Here is a 21,869-nt window from a genome sequence, read left to right on the forward strand (position 1 = left end):
TCCAGGGCAAACGGCAGTGCGAGGGCCTGACCTACCCTGAAAGCGCCAGCTCGCAACGGAAGGGGAGCGGCTTGGCGACCGGCGACGGGCCCCCCTCGCCGCGCGCTTGCATCCCCGAAGCCGCCTCCACCACCGGCGCGGCCCAGCCCAGGTTGCGCAGCGCCGCGGTGAGCCGCTCGCACAGCGAGGCCACGCTGTCCGGGGGCGCGCCCGAGAGCTCCAGCGTGAAGCGCTCGCGCGTCACCTGGGTGAGCCGGAACGCGCGCAGCGGGTGGTGCTTGAAGACCCACGCCAGGGACCACGCGTCCACCGCGCGTCCGTCGGGCGTGTGGAACGCGCAGGCCCCGCGTCCCCCGAAGCCCGTCAGCGTCCAGCCGTGGAAGCCGCAGGCGCACGCGTCGCGCCGCACGGTGCCGGTGTCCCCGGGCCGGTAGCGCAAGAGCGGCAGCACGCTGGGCCGCAGCCGCGTCACCACCACGTCGTCCCCGTCCGGCTCCAGCCAGACGTCCGGTGTGAGCACGTGGAAGCGGCCCCGGTTCGCGGCCTCCAGGCACTCCCACGCGAGCGGCCCCGTCTCCGTGGCGGCGTAGTAGTTGAGGACCGGCACGCCGCGCTCCTGTCTCCAGGCGTCACGCAGCGCGTGCGGCAGGTGCTGCGCGGAGGTGAGCACCAGCCCGGGAGAAGGCACCTCCGGGTGCGCGAGCAGCCAGCGCAGCCCCTCCGGGTCGGAGAAGACGACCGCGGCCTTCACCCGTCGCAGGCGCGCCACCGCGTCGTCGCGCAGCACGGAGACGCGGTGCAGGGCGCCGTCGTGGAACAGCGGCAGGCGCACGGAGTACTCCAGCCCGCCCGGCAGCGCGTCCAGCAGCACCACGCGCGGACGCGCCGGGGGCGCGGTGTTGGCGCGGCCGGTGAAGAAGCGCAGCACGGCCCACATGAGCAGGCAGTCGCGCCGGTCGCGCAGCACGTTCACCGGATCCCCGGTGGTGCCGGAGCTCTTCACCACCACGCACTCGTCGGACGCGGCGGGCAGCGTGGGCACGTCCTCCCAGTGGCGCGCGAGCGTGGCGCGGTCCAACGCGGGGAAGTGCCGCAGGTCCTCCAGCCGCCGCAGGTCGCCCGGGTGCAGGCCGGACTCGCGCAGCACGCGCACGTAGTAGGGTGAACCGAACAGCGCCTCACGCAGGGCCGGCAGGCGTGCCTCCAGCTCCGCGCGGGCGACGGCTTCGTCCCCCGTGGCCGCGTGCCGCGCGAGCCCCGCCGCCACGTCCAGCGCCCACGGCAGGTGCGGGCGCTGCGTGTGGCTGTCTCGGCGGATGCGTGCCTTGGGCGCGACCCCGAGCGTCACTCGCGCCAGCCCCGGGCCTCGGCGTCCTTGCGCGCTGCTTCCTGGAGCATCTCCTGGCGCCGGTCCGCCTCCTTCTTGCGCGCCTCCTCCACCTTGCGCAGATCCGTCACGGCCTGCCGGTAGTCCAGGTCCTTGAGGCGGCGCTTGGACTCGGCCTCCGTCTCGCCCTCGACGTCCGCGCCCATGGCCGCCAGCCACTTGCGCAGGAACTCCTCCTGGCGGAAGGCGTTGGAGCGGATCATCTCCGCGGTGAGGGGATGCACTTCCTCGAAGAACTGCTGCAGGCGCGCTTGCGGGGTGCGGTCCGGGGTGAGGTAGAGCACCGTCTTCTTGCGCAGGTCGGACGTCAACAACACGTACGCGAGCATGCCCACCTGCTCCTGGAACAGCGGGTTCTTCAGGCGCTGCTCCAGCTTCGCCCACTCGGCCTGGGACGGGGGCCGCTGGCTGGCCATGCGGAAGGTGTCGCAGACGATGGCGACCGCCAGGTCCTGCGGATACGGCGACAGCAGGGGCATGGCCGCCAGCTGCTCACGGATGTGGGGAATCGAGACCGCCATCATTTCTCCAACAGGGCATCGGCCAGCGCCGCGGCGGCACGGCCAAAGTCAGACATCCATTGCACGGTCGCCAGCCGGAAGCGCGGGCTGCCCAGCACCGGCGCCAGCACCTTCAGGGCGGGGGCGTCATCCGGCAGCGCGAGGAAGGCCACCACCCGGCGCGACCGGCTCATCCCGCGCATCAGCCGGGGCAGCGCGCCCTCCTGCTGCATGTTGTGGAGGAAGTCGCTGTCGGAGATGACGACGCGCAGCGCGTCCGGCCGCTCCTGGGACAGCGCCTCCATCACCTCCACCGGGAACCACGTCCCCCCGCCGATGTAGTGCAGGAAGAAGTCGCGCGCCGTCTCCTCGTCGTACATCCACGGGGACACGACGGGGTTGTCCGCCGAGTAGATGATGCCGCGCACCGTGGCGCCCTTGCGGATGGCCGAGGCGGACAGCACCTGCGCGGCCAGCGTCATCGCGTTGAGCTGCTGCTCCGGGTTGGGCATGGAGCCGCTGGTGTCCAGGTAGATTTCGAGCGCGGGCACGCCCAGGTCCGACGGGGGCGGCAGGTCCGCCTCCAGCTCGCGGCGCAGCGGGTTCACCGCGGCCAGCGGGCCCTGCGCAATCACCGTGAGCGTCCAGTCGATGGTGGACGGGTCGTCGCCGTACTCCCACGCCTCCGGAATCGTGCGCAGGTAGGGCTCCGGCTTCGCGGGCGAGGCGGGCAGCTTGAGGATGTGCTGGTCCACGAGCCGCCGGTAGTACCGGGCCACCAGCGCGCGCCGCAGCCGGCCGCCGTCGGTGCCGGGCAGGTGCGCCGTCGCGCGGCGGATGGTGTCCAGCGGCTCCGACTCCTTCGTGTCGTGCGAGTCGTCCAGCCAGCCGTTCGCGCGGGCCTCCTTCAGTGCGTCCTCCCACCGGCCGCCGGACTGCACCGCCGCGTCCAGGTCCCCTTCATCCGGGATGCCGAGGTCGCCGCCCAGCGGGATGAAGAAGCTCACCTCCGAGGGCAGGTCGATGAAGCGGATGAAGCTGGCGCAGAAGTAGAGGAATTGCAGCCGCCCGTCGGCCAGCGTGTAGAACGTCTGCACGAACATGCGCGCCTGCGCGCGGAAGCCCGGGTAGGCCTCTTCCAACCTGCTCAATTGATCCGCGGGCACCAGGTGCCCGGGCTCCTTGCGCCACAGCTCCTCGTAGATGGCCAGGTAGAAGCAGAACAGCGGCGACGTGCCTCCCGGGTCCGCGTCCTTCTTGTCCTTCTTCTTCGGCGACTGGTTCTTCTTGCGTCCGTCGGGCGTGCGCTGGAAGCCCCGGTACACCTCGCACAGCGCGTCGGCGCGGGTGCGCCCCACGAACTCGTTCACCTGGAGGTCGAAGAACAGGTTGGTGAGGGACTGGCCCAGGCCCGGGATGAGACGCTGCTCCAGCACGCGCAGCTCCGCGTCCCACCCCAGCGTGTGCGGGAAGCGGACGTGGTGGCCAATCTCATGGGCCAGCACGGCGGTGAGGCTGTCGCGCGCGCCCATGCGGATGAGCAGGTCGAAGTTCACGAAGACCTGCCGGCGCACCAGGTCGATGTACGCGAGCGGTTCGTTCGCCGCGGCCTCTCCGGGCCGGAAGGGCTGGTGCGGTTCGGGCGGGCTCAACTGCACGTGCACGTCCCACAGCGCCAGCGCTTCGCGCCAGCACCGCTCCACCTCCTCCGGGGTGAAGGCCGCGCCCGCGCTCATGCCGGCAGGATGACCGCCAGCCACTGGGACGTGTGCATCGTGGCCACCGCGCGCCATTCGTTGTGCTGGGTGCTGTACCAGTCCCCCGCGCGAGGGTCGCGCTGCGCCAGCGAGGTGAGCGCCTTGGCGGGCTTGCCCGTCGAGGGCTCCAGCCGCTCGTTGCAGCCCATGGGCCCCAGCAACATGGGCTTCTTCACCAGCCACACGCCCTGCGTGGCGGCGTCGCGTCCGCCCGCGGCGGTGGCGCGGTGCCGGTCGTGCACGCAGACGACGGCGGGCGCGAGGAAGTGCATCTCCCCGGGCATGAAGCGTGCGTCCTCCTGGGACAGGTCCACCCACTGCGCGGTGGACGTGTCGCCCAGCGTCTGGGTGGGCGGCTCCATGGCCTCGTTGGCGATGGTGTGCAGGTGGCCCTCCAGGTCCTCCAGCGAGGCCAGGGTCGCGCCCAGGCGGCAGAACAGCCGCTGCACCCAGGGCGGCGCGGACTCCAGGTTCTCGCCGAGGTTCCACATGCGCGCGAGCGCCGGGGCCTGCTCCTCCTGGCGCAGGTCCGGCAGCAGGCGCGGCAGCAGGTCCGTCCACGCGAGCGTGAAGAAGTTCTCCCTGCCGGCGGACCGCGGATACAGGTAGCCCAGGCCGATGCCCTCGGCGCCCAGTCGCAGGTAGTCGCGCAGGGTCTCCTCTCCCGCCGCGGCGTCACCGCTCGTGAGCGCCCGGCCCATGCGGACCCCCGGGCCCTTGAGGAACTCGTCCCACAGCGCGGAGTCCCAGCGCACGAACCGGCCGCGGGCCTGCTTCTCCAGGTCTTCGACGAACGTGCTCATGGCTGCCCCTGACCGCCCGGGTTCTCCTTCAGCCACGTCGCGTAGTTGCGGTAGCGGCTGTAGAGGGACTTCAAGTGGATGAGGTCCTCGTACACCGGGCCGGACAGCTCCTGGCGGGTCATCAATTCATTCATCAGCACGGTGACGGCGGACAGGCGCTTCTCCGTGGTGCGCAGGTCCACGCCGGCCAGGCCCAGGTCCAGCTCCGCGCGCAGCGCGACGACCTTCTGGCGCACGGGCGCGTGCGTGCCGTAGCGGGCCATGGCCATGTCGAACATGTTGCGGATCCACGCCACGCGGTCCTGGAGCAACATCTTGTTGCCCTTGGCTTCGAAGAAGGGGCTGCGCGCGTTGGGGGTGAGCTTCTCGTGCAGCACCCAGGGGATGATCTGCCGGAAGTCCTCCAGCTCCACCGCGCGGTGGCCGCGGAAGAACGCGAGCGCCTTCGCGAAGTGGAGGATGGTCTGGTACGCGCGCACGCTGGTGCCGTTCTCCGTCTGCGTGCAGAGGTGCACCTTCTTGTCCAAGGGGCACTGCTCGTTGCACACGGCGGACACGGTCTGGCCTGCGAGCTTGAGCGTGTCCTTGTGCTTGAACTCGAAGCGCGGGGACGCCATGCGACAGAAGTCGAGCTGGCCCAGGAAGAAGGCCACGCGCTCCAGGGCGCCCTTGGGCACCTCCACGGCGAGGATGGCGTTGTAGGCCTTCTCCAGCTCGCCGGGGGTGAAGACGATGTCCTTGGGGAGCAGCTCCTCCGGGGACTTGTCGGACTCGATGCGCTGGAGCAGCGTGTCCACGAAGCCGGAGTTGAAGGGCACGGCGCGCACGACGACGTCCAGGCGGTCCTTGAGCGCTTCGATGACCTGGAAGGTGCCGCCGCCCTGGTCGTCGTTGGCGGTGAGGAACCAGGACGAGCGGCCGGTGTAGACGTACTGGTCCATCATCTCCGCATAGCCCTCGCCCAAGAGCGACAGCAGGGCGGACTGCGTCTTGGTGGGGATGCGGTTGTACTCGTCGATGATCTTCACGCGCTGGCCAATCCACTTGCGCCAGCTGACCTTCACGGCGGACAGGTCCTCCGCCTTGAGCATGTCGGAGGGCAGGGGCGCGCCGAGCAGGTCCGCGATGGACAGCTGCGGGTGGCCGCGCTGGATGCCCCGGTGCACGTCCTCGCGGCCCATGCCGGAGAGCAGCGCCATGAGGATGGCGGACGTCGTCTTGCCGCGGCCCGGGCCGCCGACGAGCAGGGCGCGGCGGCAGGTGAACAGGGTGAGCAGCGGGATGAGGACGAAGGAGCTGTAGCTCATGTCCTCCGGGAGGTGGACCTCGTCGCCCGCGGTGTTCTTGAGGGCGGCGGTGCCGCCGAACTCGATGTCGTAGTACGGGCAGATGACGGCGTTGTTGGTGATCCACCAATACGCCTGCCGCATCTTGTCGTGGAGGCTGCCGCCGTCGCGTTCGGAGAGGTGGACGCTGAGGCCCTTGTCCGCCGACGCACGCCCGGTGAGCAGGCGCGAGACCCAATCCTGGTTGGCCATGGAGGCGCGGGAGTGTAGCAGCGCGAGCGCGGATGGGGGGCACCGGGCAAGCATCTGGCGGAGCCTGTCCGGAGGCCCGCTAGGCTGGGGGGATGAAGATGGCTCCCTGGCGGTTCGTGACGGTGCTGGTCCTGGGTGGACTGCTCTGCGCCTGTGCCTCCGTGCCGAAGACCTCCGCGCCCCAGCGCGAGCCCGTGGACGCGCGGCTCCATCGGGCGGTGATCCATGCCCTGGAGAAGAAGCAGGACCTGGCGCACGCGGAGGTCGACGGGGTGCTGGAAGAGGCGCCGCTGTACCAGTCGGCGTGGATCGTCCGGGCGTGTCTGTTCCTGGAGCAGGGCAAGCTGGACGCCGCGGCCATGGGGGCGCTGTTCATCAACGGTCCCAGGCAGTTGCTGGGGCGGCTGAGGCGGACGCAGGAGCAGTTGACGCCCGAGGAGCGGCACCGGCTGGGACAGGCCGTGTGGAAGCTGGGCGTGCGCATCACGGAAGGGGGATCCTCCGTTGAGCGGGTGACGGGCCACGAGTTGATGGAGCAGGGGGCCCTGTTGACCGGAGACGAAGCCGGACGTGCGTTGGCGGCAGCGGCGGTCCAACGGGCCCTGATGGCGTCAGTGGCGGCCACCCACTTCCAGCTCAGGCCGTGGCCCCTTCCCTCCTTCCAGCGCGAGTGGCTGGATGCGCTCCTGGACGAAGAAGGACGCCTCCTGGAGACTTTCGTCGCGCGTTGAGGGAGGGACCCGAATGCTGCCTCACCTGGAAGTGGTTCACGGCGTCATCGGCGTATCGAACACGCCGGAGCTCCGCATCGAGCTCCGCAAGGGCGGAGTCCTCACGGTGACCGCCACGGCGGAGCAGGTGGAGCGGGCCTCTCGCTTGCGAGAAGTCTCCGCGATGGTGGCCATGGGCCCCAGGCCCCGGCTCATCTGGATCCGCCAGGAGGGCGTCGACGTGCCGGTTCCTCCCGCGGAGGAACGTGACGCACATGCCCTGCGCAAGTGGAGTGAGCTGCTGCGGAGGTTGGCGCAATGAGTGACTCGCAGCCGTATGACCGGTTCTGTGGCTTGTCCCGGCTCCAGGAGCTTCAGGCCAAGGGCATCGCCGCGCATGGCGGAAGATTGGGCGTCCGCGACGCCCTGGGCCCTGGCGCGACCCTGGGCGCGGCCTGGACCGCGGAGGAGTACAGCGTCGGGCCAGAAGCGGTCCCGGGGCTGATGTTCGCCGTCTACCTGCTCTTCTACATCGCGACGAAGCAGGTCTTCGTGGACGGGAACAAGCGCATCGCCTGGCTCGCCATGTGCGAGGCCCTGGCCTGCATGGGCCTGGAGGTGGAGGCCACGATTGATGAGGCGGAGGCGCTGGTGATGGCCATCTCCAACAACCAGTACAAGGACGTGGAGCCGGTGTTCCTCTGGGTCGTCGAACACCTGCGCGAGCTGCGCGTCGGCGGCTAGAGCGTCACCAGTCCCATCCGCGCGGCCCTCACCACCGCCTCCGTGCGCCGCTGCACGCCCAGCTTGGCCAGCACCGCGTTGACGTGGAACTTCGCGGTGTGCTCGCTGATGGCCAGCCGGTCCGCGATGGCCTTGTTCGACAGGCCCTCCGCCAGCAATCCCAGCACCTCGCGCTCGCGCGGTGTCAGCGTGTCCGGCCCCGGCGCTCCCGTCGGCGCCGTGCTCCGGGGCGCGGCGCGCACCTGGGACAGGCCCGGCTCGAACACCGTGAGGCCTCGCGCGACCGCGTGCAGCGCGGCCCCCAGCATCCCCGGCGCCACGTCGCGGAACAGCAGGCCCCTCGCGCCCGCCCCCAGCGCCAGCTCCCCCGCCGCCTCGTCCGCCACCAGCGCCAGCACCGGCGCGCCCAGGTCCGGCGCCGCGCCTTCCTCCAGCCGCAGGCCCGTGTCCCAGAGGACCACGTCGGGCGGCTCGCCTCGCGTCGCCTCCAGCTCCACCTGCGTGCCCGCTGCCACCACCGTCCAGGCCTCCGCCTGTTCGCTCAACACCCGTGCGAGCGCACCCCGGGCCAGGGGGTCCTCGGAGACGAGCGCGAGCCTGGGCGATGAGGAGGGCGCATCCAACATGGGCCCCTCATCCCTAACCGCCCCGGCCGGGTTCGCCACACCGCAAGGCGCCAGGATGCCTTTCCTTCCCTCTCAACGACGCTCCTGTGAAGAATCGTGAAGTCCTTCCGGGAGGGGCACGCATGGCGGTCCGGACAACGCGGTGGTGGGTGGCGGGGCTGCTCCTCGCGGGCAGCGTCCAGGCGGCGACGGCTCCCTACGCGAAGCGGGGTGATGAAATCGTCGACCTCGTGCGCACCCGCTTCTTCGATGCGGCGAAGGGCACCGCCTGGGCCGACGCGCACCAGGGCTACGCCGCCGACGCGAAGGACGTGGAGGACTTCACCCGGCGCACGAACGCGGCGCTCGCGGAGCTGAAGGCCTCGCACACGGCCTACTACCCGAAGGAGAGCCCCGGCCACGCGGAGGTGTCCTCCATCTTCCAGGTCTTCCTCAAGCAGCAGAACGTGGAGGCCACCGGCATCGGCGTAGACGTGCGGGAGACCCCGGACGGCTTCTTCGTCCGCCATGTCTTCGCGGACGGCCCTGGCGCGAAGGCGGGCCTCTTGCGCGGGGACCGGCTCGTCACCGTGGAGGGCAAGCCCTTCCATCCGTGGCACGCCTTCACGAACCGCGCGGGCCGCGCCACCCGCCTCACCGTGGAGCGCGTGAAGGGCGCCGCGCCCCTGTCGCTCACCGTCACGCCCCGTCGCATGAACCCGCGCAAGGAATGGCTCGCGGTCCAGAAGGCCAGCGGGCAGGTCGTGGAGCGCCAGGGCCGCCGCGTCGCCTACCAGCATGTCTACGCGTGCACCGGCGAGGAGTACCAGCAGGCCCTGGAGGAAGAACTCCAGGACGCCTTCGCGGACGCGGACGCGCTCGTCATCGACTTCCGCGACGGCTGGGGCGGCTGCAATCCGGCCTTCGTCAACCTCTTCAATCCCCAGGTCCCCGTGCTCGCCAACACCGGCCGAGACGGCAAGACGCAGCCCTACGCGCCGTCGTGGCGCAAGCCGGTGGTGCTGCTCGTCAACGGCAACTCGCGCAGCGGCAAGGAACTGGTGGCCTTCGCGATGAAGCGCCACAAGCTGGCGACGCTCGTGGGCGAGCGGACCGCGGGCGCGGTGCTGGGCGGCGGGCCGCAGAGGCTGTCCAACGGGGACCTGCTCTACCTCGCCGTCATGGACGTGACGGCGGACGGCGAGCGCATCGAAGGCGTGGGCGTCCCGGTGGACGTGGAGGTCCCGGACGCGCTGCCGTACGCGGCCGGCGCGGATCCGCAGCGGGAGAGGGCGCTCGACGTGGCCGCCTCCCTGGTGAAGGGCTGAAGCGTCAGCGCAGCGTGACGCCGTGCCCCGGCGCGTCCGCGTCCAGCGTCAGCCGCGCGCCCGCGTACGTCGCGCCACCCTGGAACGGGTGGCTCGCGATGAACAGCGGCGTGTCCAGGTCCGCATAGGTGAAGCCGCCCAGCCCCGCCGCCAGGTGCGCGGACGCGCTCATCGCGAGCACGCTCTCCACCATGCCGCCCACCATCAGCTCCAGCCCCGCCGCGCGGGCGAGGCTCCACATCGTCACCGCCTCCACCATCCCGCACTTCATCGTCTTGATGTTGATGCCGTGGCAGGCGTTCTCACGGATGAGCCGCAGCACGTCCTTCACCGAGCGCGCGGATTCATCCGCGCACACCGGCACCTTCGAGCGGCGCGTCACCTCCGCGAGCCCCGCGAAGTCGGAGGGCGGCACCGGCTGCTCGAACAGCGCCAGCGGCACCTCCGCGCGCTCCAGCTCCTTGAGGAACGCCAGCGCCTCCGCCACGTCGTAGCCCCCGTTCGCGTCCGCGAAGAGGCGCGCCTTCGGGGCCTCCTGGTGGATGGCCACGAGCCGCGCCGCGTCCGCGTCCGGATCCAACGCGCCGACCTTCACCTTCAACGTGTCGATGCCCCGCCCCAGGATGGCCCGCGTGGACGCCACCGCGTGCGCCACGTCCCCGGCCGTGACCGTCATGTCGATGTCCAGCGCCGTCCCCACCCCGCCGAAGAAGGCGTGCAGCGGAATCCGGTGGTGCCGCGCGAGCGCGTCCAGCAGCGCCATCTCCACGCCACACCGCGCGGAGGGCGCCAGCGCGAGCGCGTCCCCCAACGACTCCGACGCCGGCCGCCACGCCTGGACGTCCCGACCCACCAGCAGCCCGCGCACCGGCTCCAGCGCGGCGAGCGTGCTGGCTTGCGTCTCCCCGCTCACCGCGGTGAAGGGCGCCGCCTCTCCCAGCCCCACCGTGCCGTCCGCGAGCATGATTCGCACGAGCACGTTCTCCGCCGCGTGCTGCGCGCCGGTGGCGATGGCGAACGGCTCCGTCAGGGGCAGGTGCAGGGCTTCGAACGCGACGTGCGTGATGAGGGTAGGGCGCATGGCGGGGGCGAGTGTGGCCGACCTCGCTGTCGATGGGTCGGTCCTTCTGACTCCTTACCGCTTCCACTTTCACTTGTCTGTAATTCGAGAAAGTTTAGAAAGATACGAAGGTTGAGGCTGACTTGAGCCGCCGTGAGATTCGTGGCGACATGCGGGCTCCCCGGGGGGTGGGCAGTGCCGGGGCCGCGAGGAGGCGGATGTCGTCCGGGACCGAAACGACCGTGGCCCTTCCGCTCCCGGATTCGCTCCTGGCCGCGCTGGAGGAGGCCGAGCGCGAACACCCCGAGGCGTGCATGGTGCTGCGTGCCGTGCGCTCCAACAGCGGCTCCATCCTCGACTTCGAGTGGCTGTGGGCGAACCCCGCCGCCGCGCGTGCGCTGGGCCGCGTCCCGGAGTTCCTCCCGGGCCGGCGCCTGGGCGAGGTGTCCTCGAAGGACGGCATCGCCGGCCGCATGGACCTGCTGCGCCAGGTGGTGGAGTCCGGCCGGCTGCACGCGGACCACTTCACCGAAGGGGACATCCTGATGCAGGGCACCGCGGTGCCCCTGCGGCGTGACGGGGTGCTGCTGCGCCTGCGCGACATCACCAGCTCCCAGCGGGTGGAGGAGGGGCTGCGCGAGACGCTGGACTGGGTGCGCGACGTGCTGGAGAGCATGCCGGACGTCTTCTTCACCGTGGACACGGACTGGCGCATCACCTACGTGAACCGCAACGCCGCCGCGCTCACCGGCCGCACCCCGGAGACCCTCTTCCGCCGCGTGCTGTGGGACGCGTGCCCGGAGCTGTGCGGCACCCCGTTCGAGCGCGCGCTGCGCGAGGTGGCCGCCGAGGAGAGCTACCGCCTCTTCGAGCTGCGCACCGGCCGGGACCGCTGGCACGACGTGCACGTCTGGTCCAGCGGCCGCAACATCTCCACCTACGCGCGCGACATCACCGACAAGAAGCGCGTGCAGGCGGAGCGCGACGCGCTGCTCGCCCGCGAGCGCTCCGGCCGCCTGGAGGCGGAGGCGCTCGCCCAGCGCCGCACGCACGAGCTGATGGCCGCGCGCGAGCGGCTGGTGCAGTCGGAGAAGCTGGCCATGGCGGGCCAGCTCGCCGCGGGCGTGGGCCACGAAATCAACAACCCCCTGTCCTACGTCACCGGCAACCTCCAGTTCGCGGTGGAGCAGCTCACGCCGCTCGCCCGCCGCCCGGACGCCGGCCCTGGGGCCCAGGGCGCCCTGAACGAGGCGCTGGAGGCGCTGCGCGAGGCGCGCGAGGGGGCGGAGCGGATCCGCGTCATCGTGCGCGACCTGCAGACCTTCGCCCGCGCGGACGAGCTGCGCCTGGGGCCCGTGGACGTGCACGCGGCGCTGGAGTTCGGCGTCTCCATGGCCATGACCCACCTGCGCAGCCGCGCCCAGGTGGAGCGCAGCTACGGCCAGGTGCCGCCCGCGCTGGCGCACGAGGCCCGCCTGGGCCAGGTGTTCCTCCACCTGCTCATCAACGCCGCGCACGCCATCCCCTCCGGCGACTTCGAGCGCCACCGCGTGACGCTCACCACCCGCCGCGAGGGCGCGTGGGTGCTGGTGGAGGTGTCCGACACCGGCCTGGGCATGACGCCGGAGGTGCTCCAGCGCGCCTTCGAGCCGTTCTTCACCACCCGTCCCGTGGGCGAGGGCAGCGGCCTGGGGCTGTCCATCTGCCTGGGGCTCGTGCGCAGCATGCACGGCGAGCTCACCGCCACCAGCATCCCGGGCCTGGGCAGCACCTTCCAGGTGCGGCTGCCCATCGCGGAGCGGCCCGTGCACCCGGGCGTGCCCGCGGTGCGCGCGGAGGAGGGCGCGTCACGCAAGCGCGTGCTCGTGGTGGACGACGAGCCTCAGCTCACCTCGGTGCTCCGGCGCATCCTCGGCCGGCAGCACGACGTGGTGGTGGCGCACAGCGGCCGGGAGGCGCTGACGCTGCTGGAGCAGGACGACGCCTTCGACCGCATCTTCTGCGACCTGATGATGGCGGACCTCACCGGCATGGACGTGCACGCGGAGCTGGCGCGGCGCCGGCCGCAGCTCCTGTCGCGCTTCGTGTTCATGACGGGCGGCAGCTTCACGGACCGCGCCCGCGCCTTCCTCCAGGCCGTGCCGCTGCCGCGCATCGAGAAGCCCTTCGAGCCCGGGGTGCTGCACGCGCTGGTGGAGTCCTCGCCGCCGCGCACCGGCTAGCGCGCGGCGGCAGGACGGGGACTACAGCTTCACCTCGTCGCGCTCCGGCCGCGTGATGTACGCGGTGCTCGGGTTCGCGGGGTCGGCCAGCCGCTTCATCAGGCTGTCCATGCCGTTGGAGCGCGCGAAGGCCATCTCGTTCTTCGTCACGCCCACCAGCGTGAGCAGCTCCACCTGGCCGCTGGGCAGGGTGAAGTGGCTGGGGCGGTTGGCGTCCTTGACGAACACGAAGCCCGCGAGCTTCGTCTCACCGCCAGTGAGGGTGCCGTCCACCGGGTAGCGGTGGCCCATGGCGAACAGCCGCGCGCACACGAGGTTGTAGGCCATCATGTCCAGCAGGCGCAGCACCGGCCAGCGCTCCTCCTCGGGCGTGTGGATGACCATCTCGTAGCCCAGGCCGCTGCGGGCGTCGTCCGCCAGCTCCTCGCCGGGGGCCACCGTGAAGGGGTTGGACAGGCCGCTCGTCACGTAGGTCCAGTAGGGGTACTCCGCGCTGGGGGGCGCCACACGCACGCCCATGGGCAGCCAGTTCGGATCCATCTCCGTTCCCTGGGCCAGCTCGCTCTCCAGCCACCCCTCCAGCACGCCGGTGCCCTCCAGGAGGTCTACTTCCTCTCGGATGGCGCCGAACAGCTTCGGGTACTCCACCTCGTCGCGGTCCGCCCAGCAGTCTTCGTACCACTGGATGAAGTCTTCCTCTGTCTCCGGGACTTTCATGGGGGCGGACTCTAGAGGTTCACCCCGATTTCACAACTTGAACCGCGCGCGGATGCCCACTGGCCGGTGGGCTGGCGGACAGACGTTCAGGTTTTCAGGTTCCGGTGGACCCGGGGGCCGGGAGGGCGCCCCACGGCTTGAGGCCGCAGATGCGCTCCGCCTCCTCCACGGCGGGGGCCAGCCGCGCGTGCTCCATGCGCAGGAAGCTCCGCACGGCCTTGTCCAGGCGCTTGTCGAAAATCAGGTGGGCGCTGTGCACGGCGGTGGGCTCGAAGCCGCGCGACACCTTGTGTTCGCCGCCCGCGCCGGGCTCGAACACCTTGCGCCCCGAGCGGATGCAGTCATCCACCGAGTGATACAAGCAGACGTTGAAGTGCAGGAAGGGGTGCTCTTCCGTGCAGCCCCAGTAGCGGCCGTAGAGCCGCTCCGGCGTGGCCAGGTTGAAGGCCCCGGCGATGACCTTCCCGTCCTTCACCGCCTCCACCATCTCCACCGCGTGGGGCAGGTCGCGGAAGACGCGCTCGAAGAAGCCCGGGGTGAGCTGCACCTGGCCCCAGGCGTGGCGCTCGCAGGTGGACGTGTAGAAGGTGTACGCGCGCCGGGCGTGCTCCTCTGTCAGGTCCGCGCCCCGCACGGTGCGCAGCTGGATGCCCTGGGTGGCCGCGGCGCCGCGCTCGCGCTTGAGCTGGTTGCGGCGCTTGGAGTCGAAGCGGGCCAGGTAGTCGTCGTAGCTCTTGTAGCCCGGGTTCTTCCAATGGAACTGGAGCGTGATGCGGCGCGCGAGCCCGGCCTCCTCCAGGAAGTCCGCCTCTTCATCCGTGGGGTAGAGCACGTGCACGCCGGAGCAGTCCTGCTCCTGGGCGCTGTCCACGGCGGCCTGGAGGAGCGCGCGGCGCAGGCTTCCCGCGTCCTCGCCCGGGGCGGTGAGGAAGCGCGGCACGGTGGCGGGGGACAGGGGGCCACCCACGAGCAGCTTCGGGTAGTACTCCACGCCCAGCTGGGCGGCGGCGTTGGCCCAGCCGAAGTCGTAGATGTACTCGCCCATGCTGTGGAACTTGAGGTAGGCGGGCGCGGCGGCGACCAGCTTCTTTCCCCGCCACAGCGTCAGGTGGTGCGGGGCCCAGCCGGTGTCCTCGGTGGCGCTGCCGCTCTCCTCCATGGCGGACAGCCAGGCGTGGCGCACGAAGGGGGGCGCGCCCTCGGCGACCAGGGCATCCCACTGGGCGGCCGGGACATCACGGATGGCATCGAGAATGCGGACCTGGAGCGGGGTGTCGGCGGGCACGGGAGCAGTCTTAACGCGGGCCTGACTCCTTCGCTCCCGTTCGTCCCGCTGGAGGGCACCCGGGCGAGGGGGCCCGGGGCCCGAGGCCCGGCTCCCTACGAGGCCTTCTTGCGGGCAGGGGCCTTCGTCCGGGCGGTCATCACCCGGGGGAGGTTGTCTTCAATCCAGGTGGTCAGCGCCTCCACGTGGACGGCGACCTCCTCCCCCAGGGGGGTGAGGCTGTAGTCCACATGAGGGGGAATCACGGGGTGGGCCTCGCGGTGGACGAAGCCGTCCTGCTCCAGGGCCTGGAGCGTCTGGGCGAGCATCTTCTCACTCACCCCGCCCACCTTGCGGCGCAGCTCGCTGAAGCGGTGGGTGCCCTCCTCCTTGAGCGCGACGAGCACCAGCACGCCCCACTGGCTGGTGACGTGCTCCAGGACGCCGCGCGAGGGGCACGCCGCCGCGTACAGGTCCCCGCGTTGCTTCACCTTCTCCAGCAGCTGACTGCCCTTGCTCGCCTTCATGACGGGACACTTACCATGAGGTGCGTACTTACGGAAAGTGAGTACCCCCGTTAGGGTAAGTGCCAGTTCGATTTCGCGCCTGGAGCGCGGGAAGGAAAGGGCGGAGCCATGTTCGTTGTCACGGGAGCCACGGGGAAGCTGGGGCAATTCGTCATCGAGGGCCTGCTGAAGAAGGTGCCGGCGAGCCAGGTGGCGGTGGCGGTGCGCGATCCGGGCAAGGCGAAGGATTGGGCCGCGCGCGGGGTGCAGGTGCGCAAGGTGGACTACGACCGGCCGGAGACGCTGAACGGGGCGTTCGGGAAGGGCGACACGGTGCTGCTCATCTCCGCGAACGAGGTGGGGAAGCGCTTCCCGCAGCACTCGGCGGTGATTGAAGCGGCGAAGAAGGCGGGCGTGAAGCTGCTGGCCTACACGAGCATCCTGCGCGCGGATAAGAGCGGTCTGTCATTGGCGGGCGAGCACAAGGCGACGGAGGAGGCCATCCGCGCGTCGGGCATTCCGTTCGTGTTCCTGCGCAACGGCTGGTACGTGGAGAACTACACGGAGCACATTGCGCCGGCGCTCCAGTACGGCGTGGTGCAGGGCAGCGCGAAGGACGGCCGGGTGGCCACGGCGACGCGTCAGGAGTACGCGGACGCAGCGGTCGCGGTGCTGACGGGCACGGGCCACGAGAACCAGGTGTACGAGCTGGCGGGAGACGCGAGCTTCACGCTGCCGGAGTACGTGGCGGAGCTGTCGCGCCAGTCCGGCAAGCCGGTGAAGTACGTGGACCTGCCGGTGGCGGAGTTCTCCGCGGCGCTCCAGCAGGTGGGGGTGCCCAAGCCCTTCGCGGACACGCTGGCGGACGCGGACGCGGGGCTGTCGCGCGGGGAGCTGAACGACACGAGCCGGACGCTGAGCCGGCTGATTGGCCGGCCCACGGCCCCGTTCGGTCAGGCTGTCGGCGCGGCGCTGAAGCAGGGCTGAGTGTTCCAGCGCGGGCCTTCCGGACCGAGGCTGTTGGTCCGGAGGGTTGGCGTGGGGTGGCGGCTTGGGTAGGGTCCAGGTTCGATGCGACACGCCCTACCTGGCTGGTTCGTTGCTTTGTTCATCCTCGTTGCTGCCCCTGCCATGGCGGGCCCGCGTGAGAGGGCACAGGTCCGGACCCTGGTGCTGTCGGAGCATCCGGACGACGCGGCCCACCGCCTCTATGTGGCGGGTCAGATCGTGACGGTGCTCCGGTTCGAGCAGCCCTGCGACCCGCTCAAGACGAAGCTGTTGGGGTGGGAGGGGCGGTTCGAGCCGCTGCTGGTCGCGGGGAAGCGGGTGGTGATCGAGCCTCTTCGTGCCCTCGCTCCTGACGAGAGCGTTCCCCTGCTCGTGACGCTCGCGGATGGGACGGCGCTGTCGTTCCTGCTGAGGCCTCCCGTGGAGGAGTCGGGAAGGGCGGATCAGCAGGTGGACGTCTACAAGGATCGGGAGAGCTATCAGGCCCTGGTCTCCGTCCTGACGCGCACGCTCAGGGCGAAGAATGCGTTGGAGGAGGAGAACGCGCGGCTGCGTGAGGAGGAGACCTCCGCGGACCACGCGCTGGCCGCGCTGCTGGTGGCGGGGGCGGGGGCGCAGACCCCGTTCAAGCGGCAGCACACGTGGCGTGGATATGACGTGGATGCCCAGCTCTCGATGACTGTCTACTCGGGCAAGGGCAAGGCAGCGGTCATGCTCAGCGTGACGAATCAGAGCGAGAGCCGGACCTGGCGCTTGTCCCAGACGAAGCTCTTCGCGTCATCCAATCGCGCGCCGAGGACCGTGGCCATCCGCGCCGAACGCGAGTCGATCGCCATGGGCCAGACAGGTGCCATCGCGTTCGTGGTGGACCGCAGTGCGTTCCTCAACCCGGAGGGAAGGTTCGAGGAGCTGGCGCTGGAGATCTACCAGCACGATGGGCGTCTCATGGCCGCTGTGCTGTTGGACCCCCAGTTGGTGCGTGAGTAAGAGCCGGGCCATGGTCTCCAGGATGCTCGAACGTTTGTGCTGTCTTGTCTTGTCGGTACTGGCCTCGGGATGCGCGGGCCCGACGATGGGACGGGTGTCGCTTCGAGCCGATGGGACTCCAGGACCCGAGCGGTGCTCGGAAGAAGCGCTCGAGGCGATGCGCTATCTGCGGCTGCCGGTGGGGGCCGGCGCGCTCGTCGAGTTCGATGTGAACCAGGGCGACGCCGAACCCGTCACGCTGTACGAGGGCCGGGTCGAGAGCATGCTGCTGAGTGACCTGGGACCGCTGGACTCGCCCACGCGGCTCTACGGCTACGTGTGGACGACTGGTGCCCAGGTGATCATCCGCTACTACGAGGCGCGTCCCCCGAATTCGGCAGCGCGGGTGCCCATCTGCGCGGTGGTTCGCATGGCCAAGGGACAGATGCGGAAGCTCCCCGGCTCTCCCCCGGGAATCGCCGTCCTCAAGTACTCGCGAGGCGGCGTCTTCATCGTGGACAAGTTCCTCTAAAGCCTCGGGCAGGAACCCTGTGACGCTTGAGCTCTACCGGCATGACGGCCTCCGCCATGGCGACGTGGCTGTTGGGTAAGCTCCACGGGATGGCTTCCAGGACGTTTGAGTTCGCGTGCGGTCTCTTCTGCATGGCCCTGATCACGGGTTGCGCCGGTACCGCGACAGGGAAGGTGAGCCTGCGGCCCGACGGAACTCCCGGGCCCGAGAAGTGCCCGGAAGAGGCGCTCAAGGCAATGCGCTATCTGCGATTGGCCGTGGGGGACGGCGCGAGCATCGAATTCGATGTGAACCAGATGCGTAGCCGGTCCATCACCCTGCACGACGGGCGTGTCGAAAGTGTGTTGAACGACGACCTGGGGACGCTGGAGGCACCGGCGCGGCTCTACGGCTACGTGTGGACGAGCGGACCCCAGGCAGTCATCCGCTATTTCGAGGCACTTCCACCGGGTGCATCACAGCGGGTGCCGATCTGTGCCGTGGCGCGGACGGCCAAGGGGCAGATGCGGAAGCTCCCCGGCTCAGCCCCCGGAACCGCTGTCCTTGAGTTCTCCGGCGGCGGCGTCTTCATCGTGGACGAGTTCCTCTAAGCGTCGGACGTGAAGTCCCCAGGGATGAGAAGGTGAGAACCCTGCTGGCCCTCCCACGCTGGCGGCGAAACGCACGAACTGGTCCTACAGTCGGACCAGTTGGGACCGGACCGGGCGGGAGGGGGCCCACCTGGATATCCGGGGGCCTGGAACGCTCCCTGCAAGAAGCAACATGGAGGCAGCCATGATCGTCGTCACGGGAGCCACGGGCCGGTTGGGCCGTTTCGTCATCGACGGCCTGTTGAAGAAGGTGCCTGCGAACCAGGTCGCGGTCGTGGCTCGCAATCCGGACAAGGCACGCGATTGGGCCGCGCGTGGCGTGCAGGTCCGCAAGGCGGACTACAGCCACCCGGAGACGTGGGACGGCGTGTTCTCGAAGGGGGACACGGTGCTGCTCATCTCTTCGAGCGAAGTCGGACAGCGCCGCAAGCAGCACCAGACCGTGGTGGACGCGGCGAAGAAGGCCGGTGTGAAGCTGCTGGCCTACACGAGCATCTTGCACGCGGACACGTCGCGGATCGTGCTGGCGCCGGAGCACCTGGACACGGAGAAGGCCATCCGCACGTCAGGGCTTCTGTTCGTGTTCCTGCGCCACAGCTGGTACCTGGAGAACTACACGGAGGCCGCGAAGCGGACGCTGGAGCAGGGCGTGCTCCGGGGCTGCGCGAAGGACGGCCGCGTCGCTCCCGCCACCCGCCAGGACTACGCGGATGCCGCCGTAGCGGTGCTCACCGGCACGGGCCATGAGAACCAGGTGTACGAGCTCGCGGGCGACACCGGCTTCACACTGCAGGAGTACGTGGCGGAGCTGTCGCGCCAGTCCGGCAGGACGGTGACGTATCAGGACCTGCCACCCTCCGATTTCGCCTCCGCGCTCATGCAGGCGGGCCTGCCCAAGGGCTACGCCGACGTGCTGGCGAACGCGGACGAGGGCATCGCCCGGGGCGACCTGAACGACACCGGCCGCACGCTGAGCCGCCTCATCAGCCGGCCCACCACGACGCTGGCCGAAGCGCTGGCCGCCACGCTCAAGCAGGCCTGAAAAACACCACGGGGGAGCGGTCCATGACGGACGGCTCCCCCGCGTTGCTTCAAGGCTGGGCCGACGCTCAGGCCGCCTGTGCTCCCCGGGCCACTTCGCGCGGCTCCGGGTAGACGGCGCGCTGGGGCGTGGTGATGCGGATGACGCCCAGCTTCGACAGCACGCGCATTACCTGCCACGTGGGGTCGATTTCGAAGGCGCGCGCCGCGAAGTTCGGGCTGCTGCCGTACTTGTGGTGGTTGTTCTGGAACAGCTCCCCCATGCACAGCACGTCCACCGGCAGCGTGTTGCGCGACTTGTCACTGCCCTGGAAGTTCCGGTAGCCGTACTTGTGTCCGCACCAGTTCACGATGGCGCCGTGCACCGGCCCCATCACGAAGTGCACCGGCAACAGCAGGAACTGCCAGGGCGACGTCGCGAACGTCACGTAGAACGCCGTGTACAGCGCCACCCAGCCCAGCACCGCGAACCAGGACTGGCCCAGCGTCTCGTCCACCAGCTTCCACTCGGGGTAGCCCCCCTCGAAGCGCGGCTCCGGCTGGATCTTCCGCGTCAGGATGCCCGTGTAGCGCTCCTTCGTGTGCCACATCATCCGCATCACGTCCTTGAAGTAGTGCGGTGAGTGCGGATCGTTCTCCGTGTCGGAGAACGCGTGGTGCTCGCGGTGCAGGATGGCGTAGGCGCGCGGCGACAGGTACGACGAGCCCTGCACCAGATAGGTGAGCAGGTGCATCACCTTCTCCGTGCGCGGCCCCATGCTGTACATGCGGTGCGCCGCGTAACGGTGCTGGAAGAAGCTCTGGAAGAAGACGCAGAGCAGCCAGTGACTGATGAAGAAGATGACGATGGCCATGACTCTCCCGTTCTGACGGACACAGGGCTAACACCCCCCCTGTCACGGCAATGTCAGCGCTTCCCACGTCACCGGCACCGCCCCGGCTCCACCGTCCCGTCCCGGACGCACGCCATTGAGCGTCCCATTCCGCCGCCTGTCCGCTGGTGGATAAGGCCCGGTGCGGCCACCCATTCGCGCCCGTCCCACCCGTCGCACCGCGACGTTGCGGGCCGTCCCCGGGGAGGGCAGAAGGGCACGCGGCGCGTCACCCCGGGCTTCACTCCCCTCGCACCCAGGAGCCTCCACCGTGGATCGGGCAACCCTCGTCGGACTCGACAAGCAGCACGTCTGGCACCCCTACACCGCCATGGAGCAGTACATCGCGAAGACGGATCCGCTGGTCGTCGTCCGCGCGGAGGGCGTCTGGCTCCATGACGCGGACGGCCAGCGCTACCTGGACGCCAATGGGTCCTGGTGGGTGTCCACCCTGGGACACCGCCACCCGCGCCTCGTGCACGCACTCACCGAGCAGCTGGGCAGCCTGGCCCACGTCTCCCTCGCGGGCATCACCCACGGCCCCGCGGCCCGGCTGGGCGAGGAGCTGACCGCGATTGCCCCGGGCGCGGACCGGGCGGACGTGCCCGCCGGACAGAAACTGTCGCGCGTCTTCTATTCGGACAACGGCAGCACCGCGGTGGAGGTGGCCATCAAGATGGCCGCGCAGTACTGGGCGCAGAACGGCCGGCCCCGCCGCACCCGCTTCATCACGCTGACCGGCGCCTTCCACGGCGAGACGATTGGCGCCACCAGCGTGGGCGGCGTGCACGAGTTCCGCGACGTGTTCGGCCCGCTGCTCTTCGACGTGGTGCACGTGCCGTCCCCGGCCGAGCCCGACGGCCACGCCAGGGCCCTGGCGCAGGTGAAGGCCGCGCTCGCCCAGGACCCCGACGGCATCGCCGGCGTCATCCTGGAGCCCGTCATCCAGGGCGCGGCGGGCATGTGGATGTCGTCACCGGACTTCGTGCGCGAGGTGCGCGAGGCCACCCGCGCGGTGGACACCTTCCTCATCGCCGACGAGGTCTTCACCGGCATGGGGCGCACCGGCGCGCGCTTCGCGGTGGACCTGGCCGGCGTGGTGCCGGACCTCCTGTGCCTGGCCAAGGCGCTCAGCGGGGGCCTGCTGCCCTTCGCCGCCACGCTCGCGTCGGAGCGCATCTTCCAGGGCTTCCTGGGGGCGAAGGACCGGGCGCTGTATTACGGCCACTCGTACTGCGGCAACCCGCTGGGCGCGGCCGTGGCGCGCGAGGTGCTGGCCGTGTACCGCGACGAGGACGTGCTGGGGCAGGTGCAGCGCAAGGCGCCGCGCGTGAAGGCCGCCTTCGAGCGCATGGCCGCCACCCTCCCCGGGCTCGTGCGCCCGCGCGCGGTAGGCATGGTGGGCGCGGTGGACCTGGGCGGCGGAGGCTACTTCGCCGACAGCGGCTGGCGCGTGTACGAGGCCGCCCGCCGCCGCGGCTTGTACCTGCGCCCCATGGGCAACACGGTCTACATCGCCCCCGCGCTCAACATCCCGGACGCGGACCTGGACCTGCTGCTCTCCGGAGTGGAGGACAGCCTGCGCGAGGTGGCCGCGGGCTGATTCCGGGGAGCGGAGTGGCGGAGCGCTGCGTCCGCTCCCGCCAGCCGGCGCGTGCCGCGAGGCCCCCTCCCGCCTCCCGGTGCCTTTTGGGCCGTCACCGTGCACATCCGTTGGGT

The 21,869-nt window shown here is 70.4% G+C and carries 22 protein-coding genes; 11 read left to right on the plus strand and 11 right to left on the minus strand.

The features are described 5' to 3' along the window. Positions 1-31: 31 nt before the first annotated feature. The 5 genes from AABA78_RS09015 to AABA78_RS09035 are packed head-to-tail and all read right to left on the minus strand — an operon-like array spanning position 32 to position 5,985. Positions 32-1,348 carry an AMP-binding protein gene (locus AABA78_RS09015; RefSeq protein ID WP_338262572.1) on the minus strand — a complete coding sequence of 439 codons (1,317 nt, stop codon included), beginning with the start codon at positions 1,346-1,348 and terminating at the stop codon, positions 32-34. Next, positions 1,345-1,908, minus strand: coding sequence for a hypothetical protein (locus tag AABA78_RS09020; protein WP_338262573.1), 564 nt, complete (start codon positions 1,906-1,908; stop codon positions 1,345-1,347). The genes AABA78_RS09015 and AABA78_RS09020 overlap by 4 nt, the downstream gene beginning before the upstream one ends. Beyond that, positions 1,908-3,623: a M48 family metalloprotease gene (locus tag AABA78_RS09025; protein WP_338262574.1), complete on the minus strand. Its 1,716-nt coding sequence runs from the start codon at positions 3,621-3,623 to the stop codon at positions 1,908-1,910. The genes AABA78_RS09020 and AABA78_RS09025 overlap by 1 nt, the downstream gene beginning before the upstream one ends. Further along, positions 3,620-4,447, minus strand: a complete 828-nt coding sequence (locus tag AABA78_RS09030; protein ID WP_338262575.1) for a hypothetical protein — start codon at positions 4,445-4,447, stop codon at positions 3,620-3,622. The genes AABA78_RS09025 and AABA78_RS09030 overlap by 4 nt, the downstream gene beginning before the upstream one ends. Further along, entirely contained in the window at positions 4,444-5,985 is a 1,542-nt protein-coding gene (locus tag AABA78_RS09035) for a MoxR family ATPase (RefSeq protein WP_338262576.1), read from the minus strand. The genes AABA78_RS09030 and AABA78_RS09035 overlap by 4 nt, the downstream gene beginning before the upstream one ends. Positions 5,986-6,077: 92 nt before the next feature. Between AABA78_RS09035 and AABA78_RS09040 the strand changes: the two genes are divergently transcribed. The 3 genes from AABA78_RS09040 to AABA78_RS09050 are packed head-to-tail and all read left to right on the plus strand — an operon-like array spanning position 6,078 to position 7,439. Beyond that, positions 6,078-6,716, plus strand: a complete 639-nt coding sequence (locus AABA78_RS09040; RefSeq protein ID WP_338262577.1) for a hypothetical protein — start codon at positions 6,078-6,080, stop codon at positions 6,714-6,716. A gap of 13 nt (positions 6,717-6,729) precedes the next feature. Next, on the plus strand, positions 6,730-7,017 hold the full coding sequence (locus AABA78_RS09045) for a hypothetical protein (protein WP_338262578.1): 288 nt from the start codon (positions 6,730-6,732) through the stop codon (positions 7,015-7,017). Further along, positions 7,014-7,439, plus strand: a complete 426-nt coding sequence (locus AABA78_RS09050; RefSeq protein WP_338262579.1) for a type II toxin-antitoxin system death-on-curing family toxin — start codon at positions 7,014-7,016, stop codon at positions 7,437-7,439. Before AABA78_RS09045 ends, AABA78_RS09050 begins: the two co-directional genes overlap by 4 nt. Here the strand turns inward: AABA78_RS09050 and AABA78_RS09055 are convergent. Continuing rightward, complete coding sequence (locus AABA78_RS09055) at positions 7,436-8,065, minus strand: LuxR C-terminal-related transcriptional regulator (RefSeq protein ID WP_338262580.1); 630 nt, start codon at positions 8,063-8,065, stop codon at positions 7,436-7,438. The genes AABA78_RS09050 and AABA78_RS09055 overlap by 4 nt on opposite strands. 122 nt (positions 8,066-8,187) lie before the next feature. Here AABA78_RS09055 and AABA78_RS09060 point away from each other — a divergent pair, with 122 nt between their 5' ends. Then, entirely contained in the window at positions 8,188-9,372 is a 1,185-nt protein-coding gene (locus AABA78_RS09060; RefSeq protein ID WP_338262581.1) for a S41 family peptidase, read from the plus strand. A 4-nt stretch (positions 9,373-9,376) separates the two neighbouring features. Here AABA78_RS09060 and AABA78_RS09065 read toward each other — a convergent pair whose 3' ends face one another. Next, a complete protein-coding gene (locus AABA78_RS09065) occupies positions 9,377-10,453 on the minus strand; it encodes a dipeptide epimerase (protein ID WP_338262582.1) in 1,077 nt (358 codons plus the stop codon). A 221-nt stretch (positions 10,454-10,674) separates the two neighbouring features. Between AABA78_RS09065 and AABA78_RS09070 the strand changes: the two genes are divergently transcribed. Next, the gene (locus AABA78_RS09070; RefSeq protein WP_338262583.1) at positions 10,675-12,654 is read left to right on the plus strand and encodes an ATP-binding protein; all 1,980 of its coding nucleotides are present in this window, start codon (positions 10,675-10,677) and stop codon (positions 12,652-12,654) included. Between the two features lie 21 nt (positions 12,655-12,675). Here AABA78_RS09070 and AABA78_RS09075 read toward each other — a convergent pair whose 3' ends face one another. The 3 genes from AABA78_RS09075 to AABA78_RS09085 form a co-directional block, all read right to left on the minus strand. Further along, entirely contained in the window at positions 12,676-13,371 is a 696-nt protein-coding gene (locus tag AABA78_RS09075) for a suppressor of fused domain protein (RefSeq protein WP_338262584.1), read from the minus strand. 94 nt (positions 13,372-13,465) lie between these two features. Next, on the minus strand, positions 13,466-14,656 hold the full coding sequence (locus AABA78_RS09080; protein ID WP_338262585.1) for a GNAT family N-acetyltransferase: 1,191 nt from the start codon (positions 14,654-14,656) through the stop codon (positions 13,466-13,468). A 95-nt stretch (positions 14,657-14,751) separates the two neighbouring features. Further along, on the minus strand, positions 14,752-15,162 hold the full coding sequence (locus tag AABA78_RS09085) for a winged helix-turn-helix transcriptional regulator (protein ID WP_338262586.1): 411 nt from the start codon (positions 15,160-15,162) through the stop codon (positions 14,752-14,754). Between the two features lie 108 nt (positions 15,163-15,270). On the opposite strand from AABA78_RS09085, the gene AABA78_RS09090 reads away from it, so the two are divergent. The 5 genes from AABA78_RS09090 to AABA78_RS09110 all read left to right on the plus strand — a co-directional run bounded on the left by AABA78_RS09090 (position 15,271) and on the right by AABA78_RS09110 (position 19,279). Further along, positions 15,271-16,128: an SDR family oxidoreductase gene (locus AABA78_RS09090; protein WP_338262587.1), complete on the plus strand. Its 858-nt coding sequence runs from the start codon at positions 15,271-15,273 to the stop codon at positions 16,126-16,128. Between the two features lie 84 nt (positions 16,129-16,212). Next, complete coding sequence (locus tag AABA78_RS09095) at positions 16,213-17,136, plus strand: DUF2381 family protein (protein WP_338262588.1); 924 nt, start codon at positions 16,213-16,215, stop codon at positions 17,134-17,136. Between the two features lie 85 nt (positions 17,137-17,221). Further along, the gene (locus AABA78_RS09100; RefSeq protein WP_370469449.1) at positions 17,222-17,647 is read left to right on the plus strand and encodes a serine/threonine protein kinase; all 426 of its coding nucleotides are present in this window, start codon (positions 17,222-17,224) and stop codon (positions 17,645-17,647) included. An 89-nt stretch (positions 17,648-17,736) separates the two neighbouring features. Next, the gene (locus AABA78_RS09105) at positions 17,737-18,237 is read left to right on the plus strand and encodes a serine/threonine protein kinase (protein ID WP_338263575.1); all 501 of its coding nucleotides are present in this window, start codon (positions 17,737-17,739) and stop codon (positions 18,235-18,237) included. 184 nt (positions 18,238-18,421) lie between these two features. Beyond that, positions 18,422-19,279, plus strand: a complete 858-nt coding sequence (locus AABA78_RS09110) for an SDR family oxidoreductase (RefSeq protein ID WP_338262590.1) — start codon at positions 18,422-18,424, stop codon at positions 19,277-19,279. 67 nt (positions 19,280-19,346) lie between these two features. On the opposite strand, the gene AABA78_RS09115 is transcribed toward AABA78_RS09110, so the two are convergent. Beyond that, positions 19,347-20,132, minus strand: coding sequence for an acyl-CoA desaturase (locus AABA78_RS09115; protein WP_338262591.1), 786 nt, complete (start codon positions 20,130-20,132; stop codon positions 19,347-19,349). 289 nt (positions 20,133-20,421) lie between these two features. Between AABA78_RS09115 and bioA the strand changes: the two genes are divergently transcribed. After that, positions 20,422-21,753, plus strand: coding sequence for an adenosylmethionine--8-amino-7-oxononanoate transaminase (gene bioA / locus AABA78_RS09120; RefSeq protein ID WP_338262592.1), 1,332 nt, complete (start codon positions 20,422-20,424; stop codon positions 21,751-21,753). Positions 21,754-21,869 lie beyond the last annotated feature (116 nt).

Source organism: Corallococcus caeni, assembly GCF_036245865.1.
Classification (GTDB): Bacteria; Myxococcota; Myxococcia; order Myxococcales; family Myxococcaceae; genus Corallococcus; species Corallococcus caeni.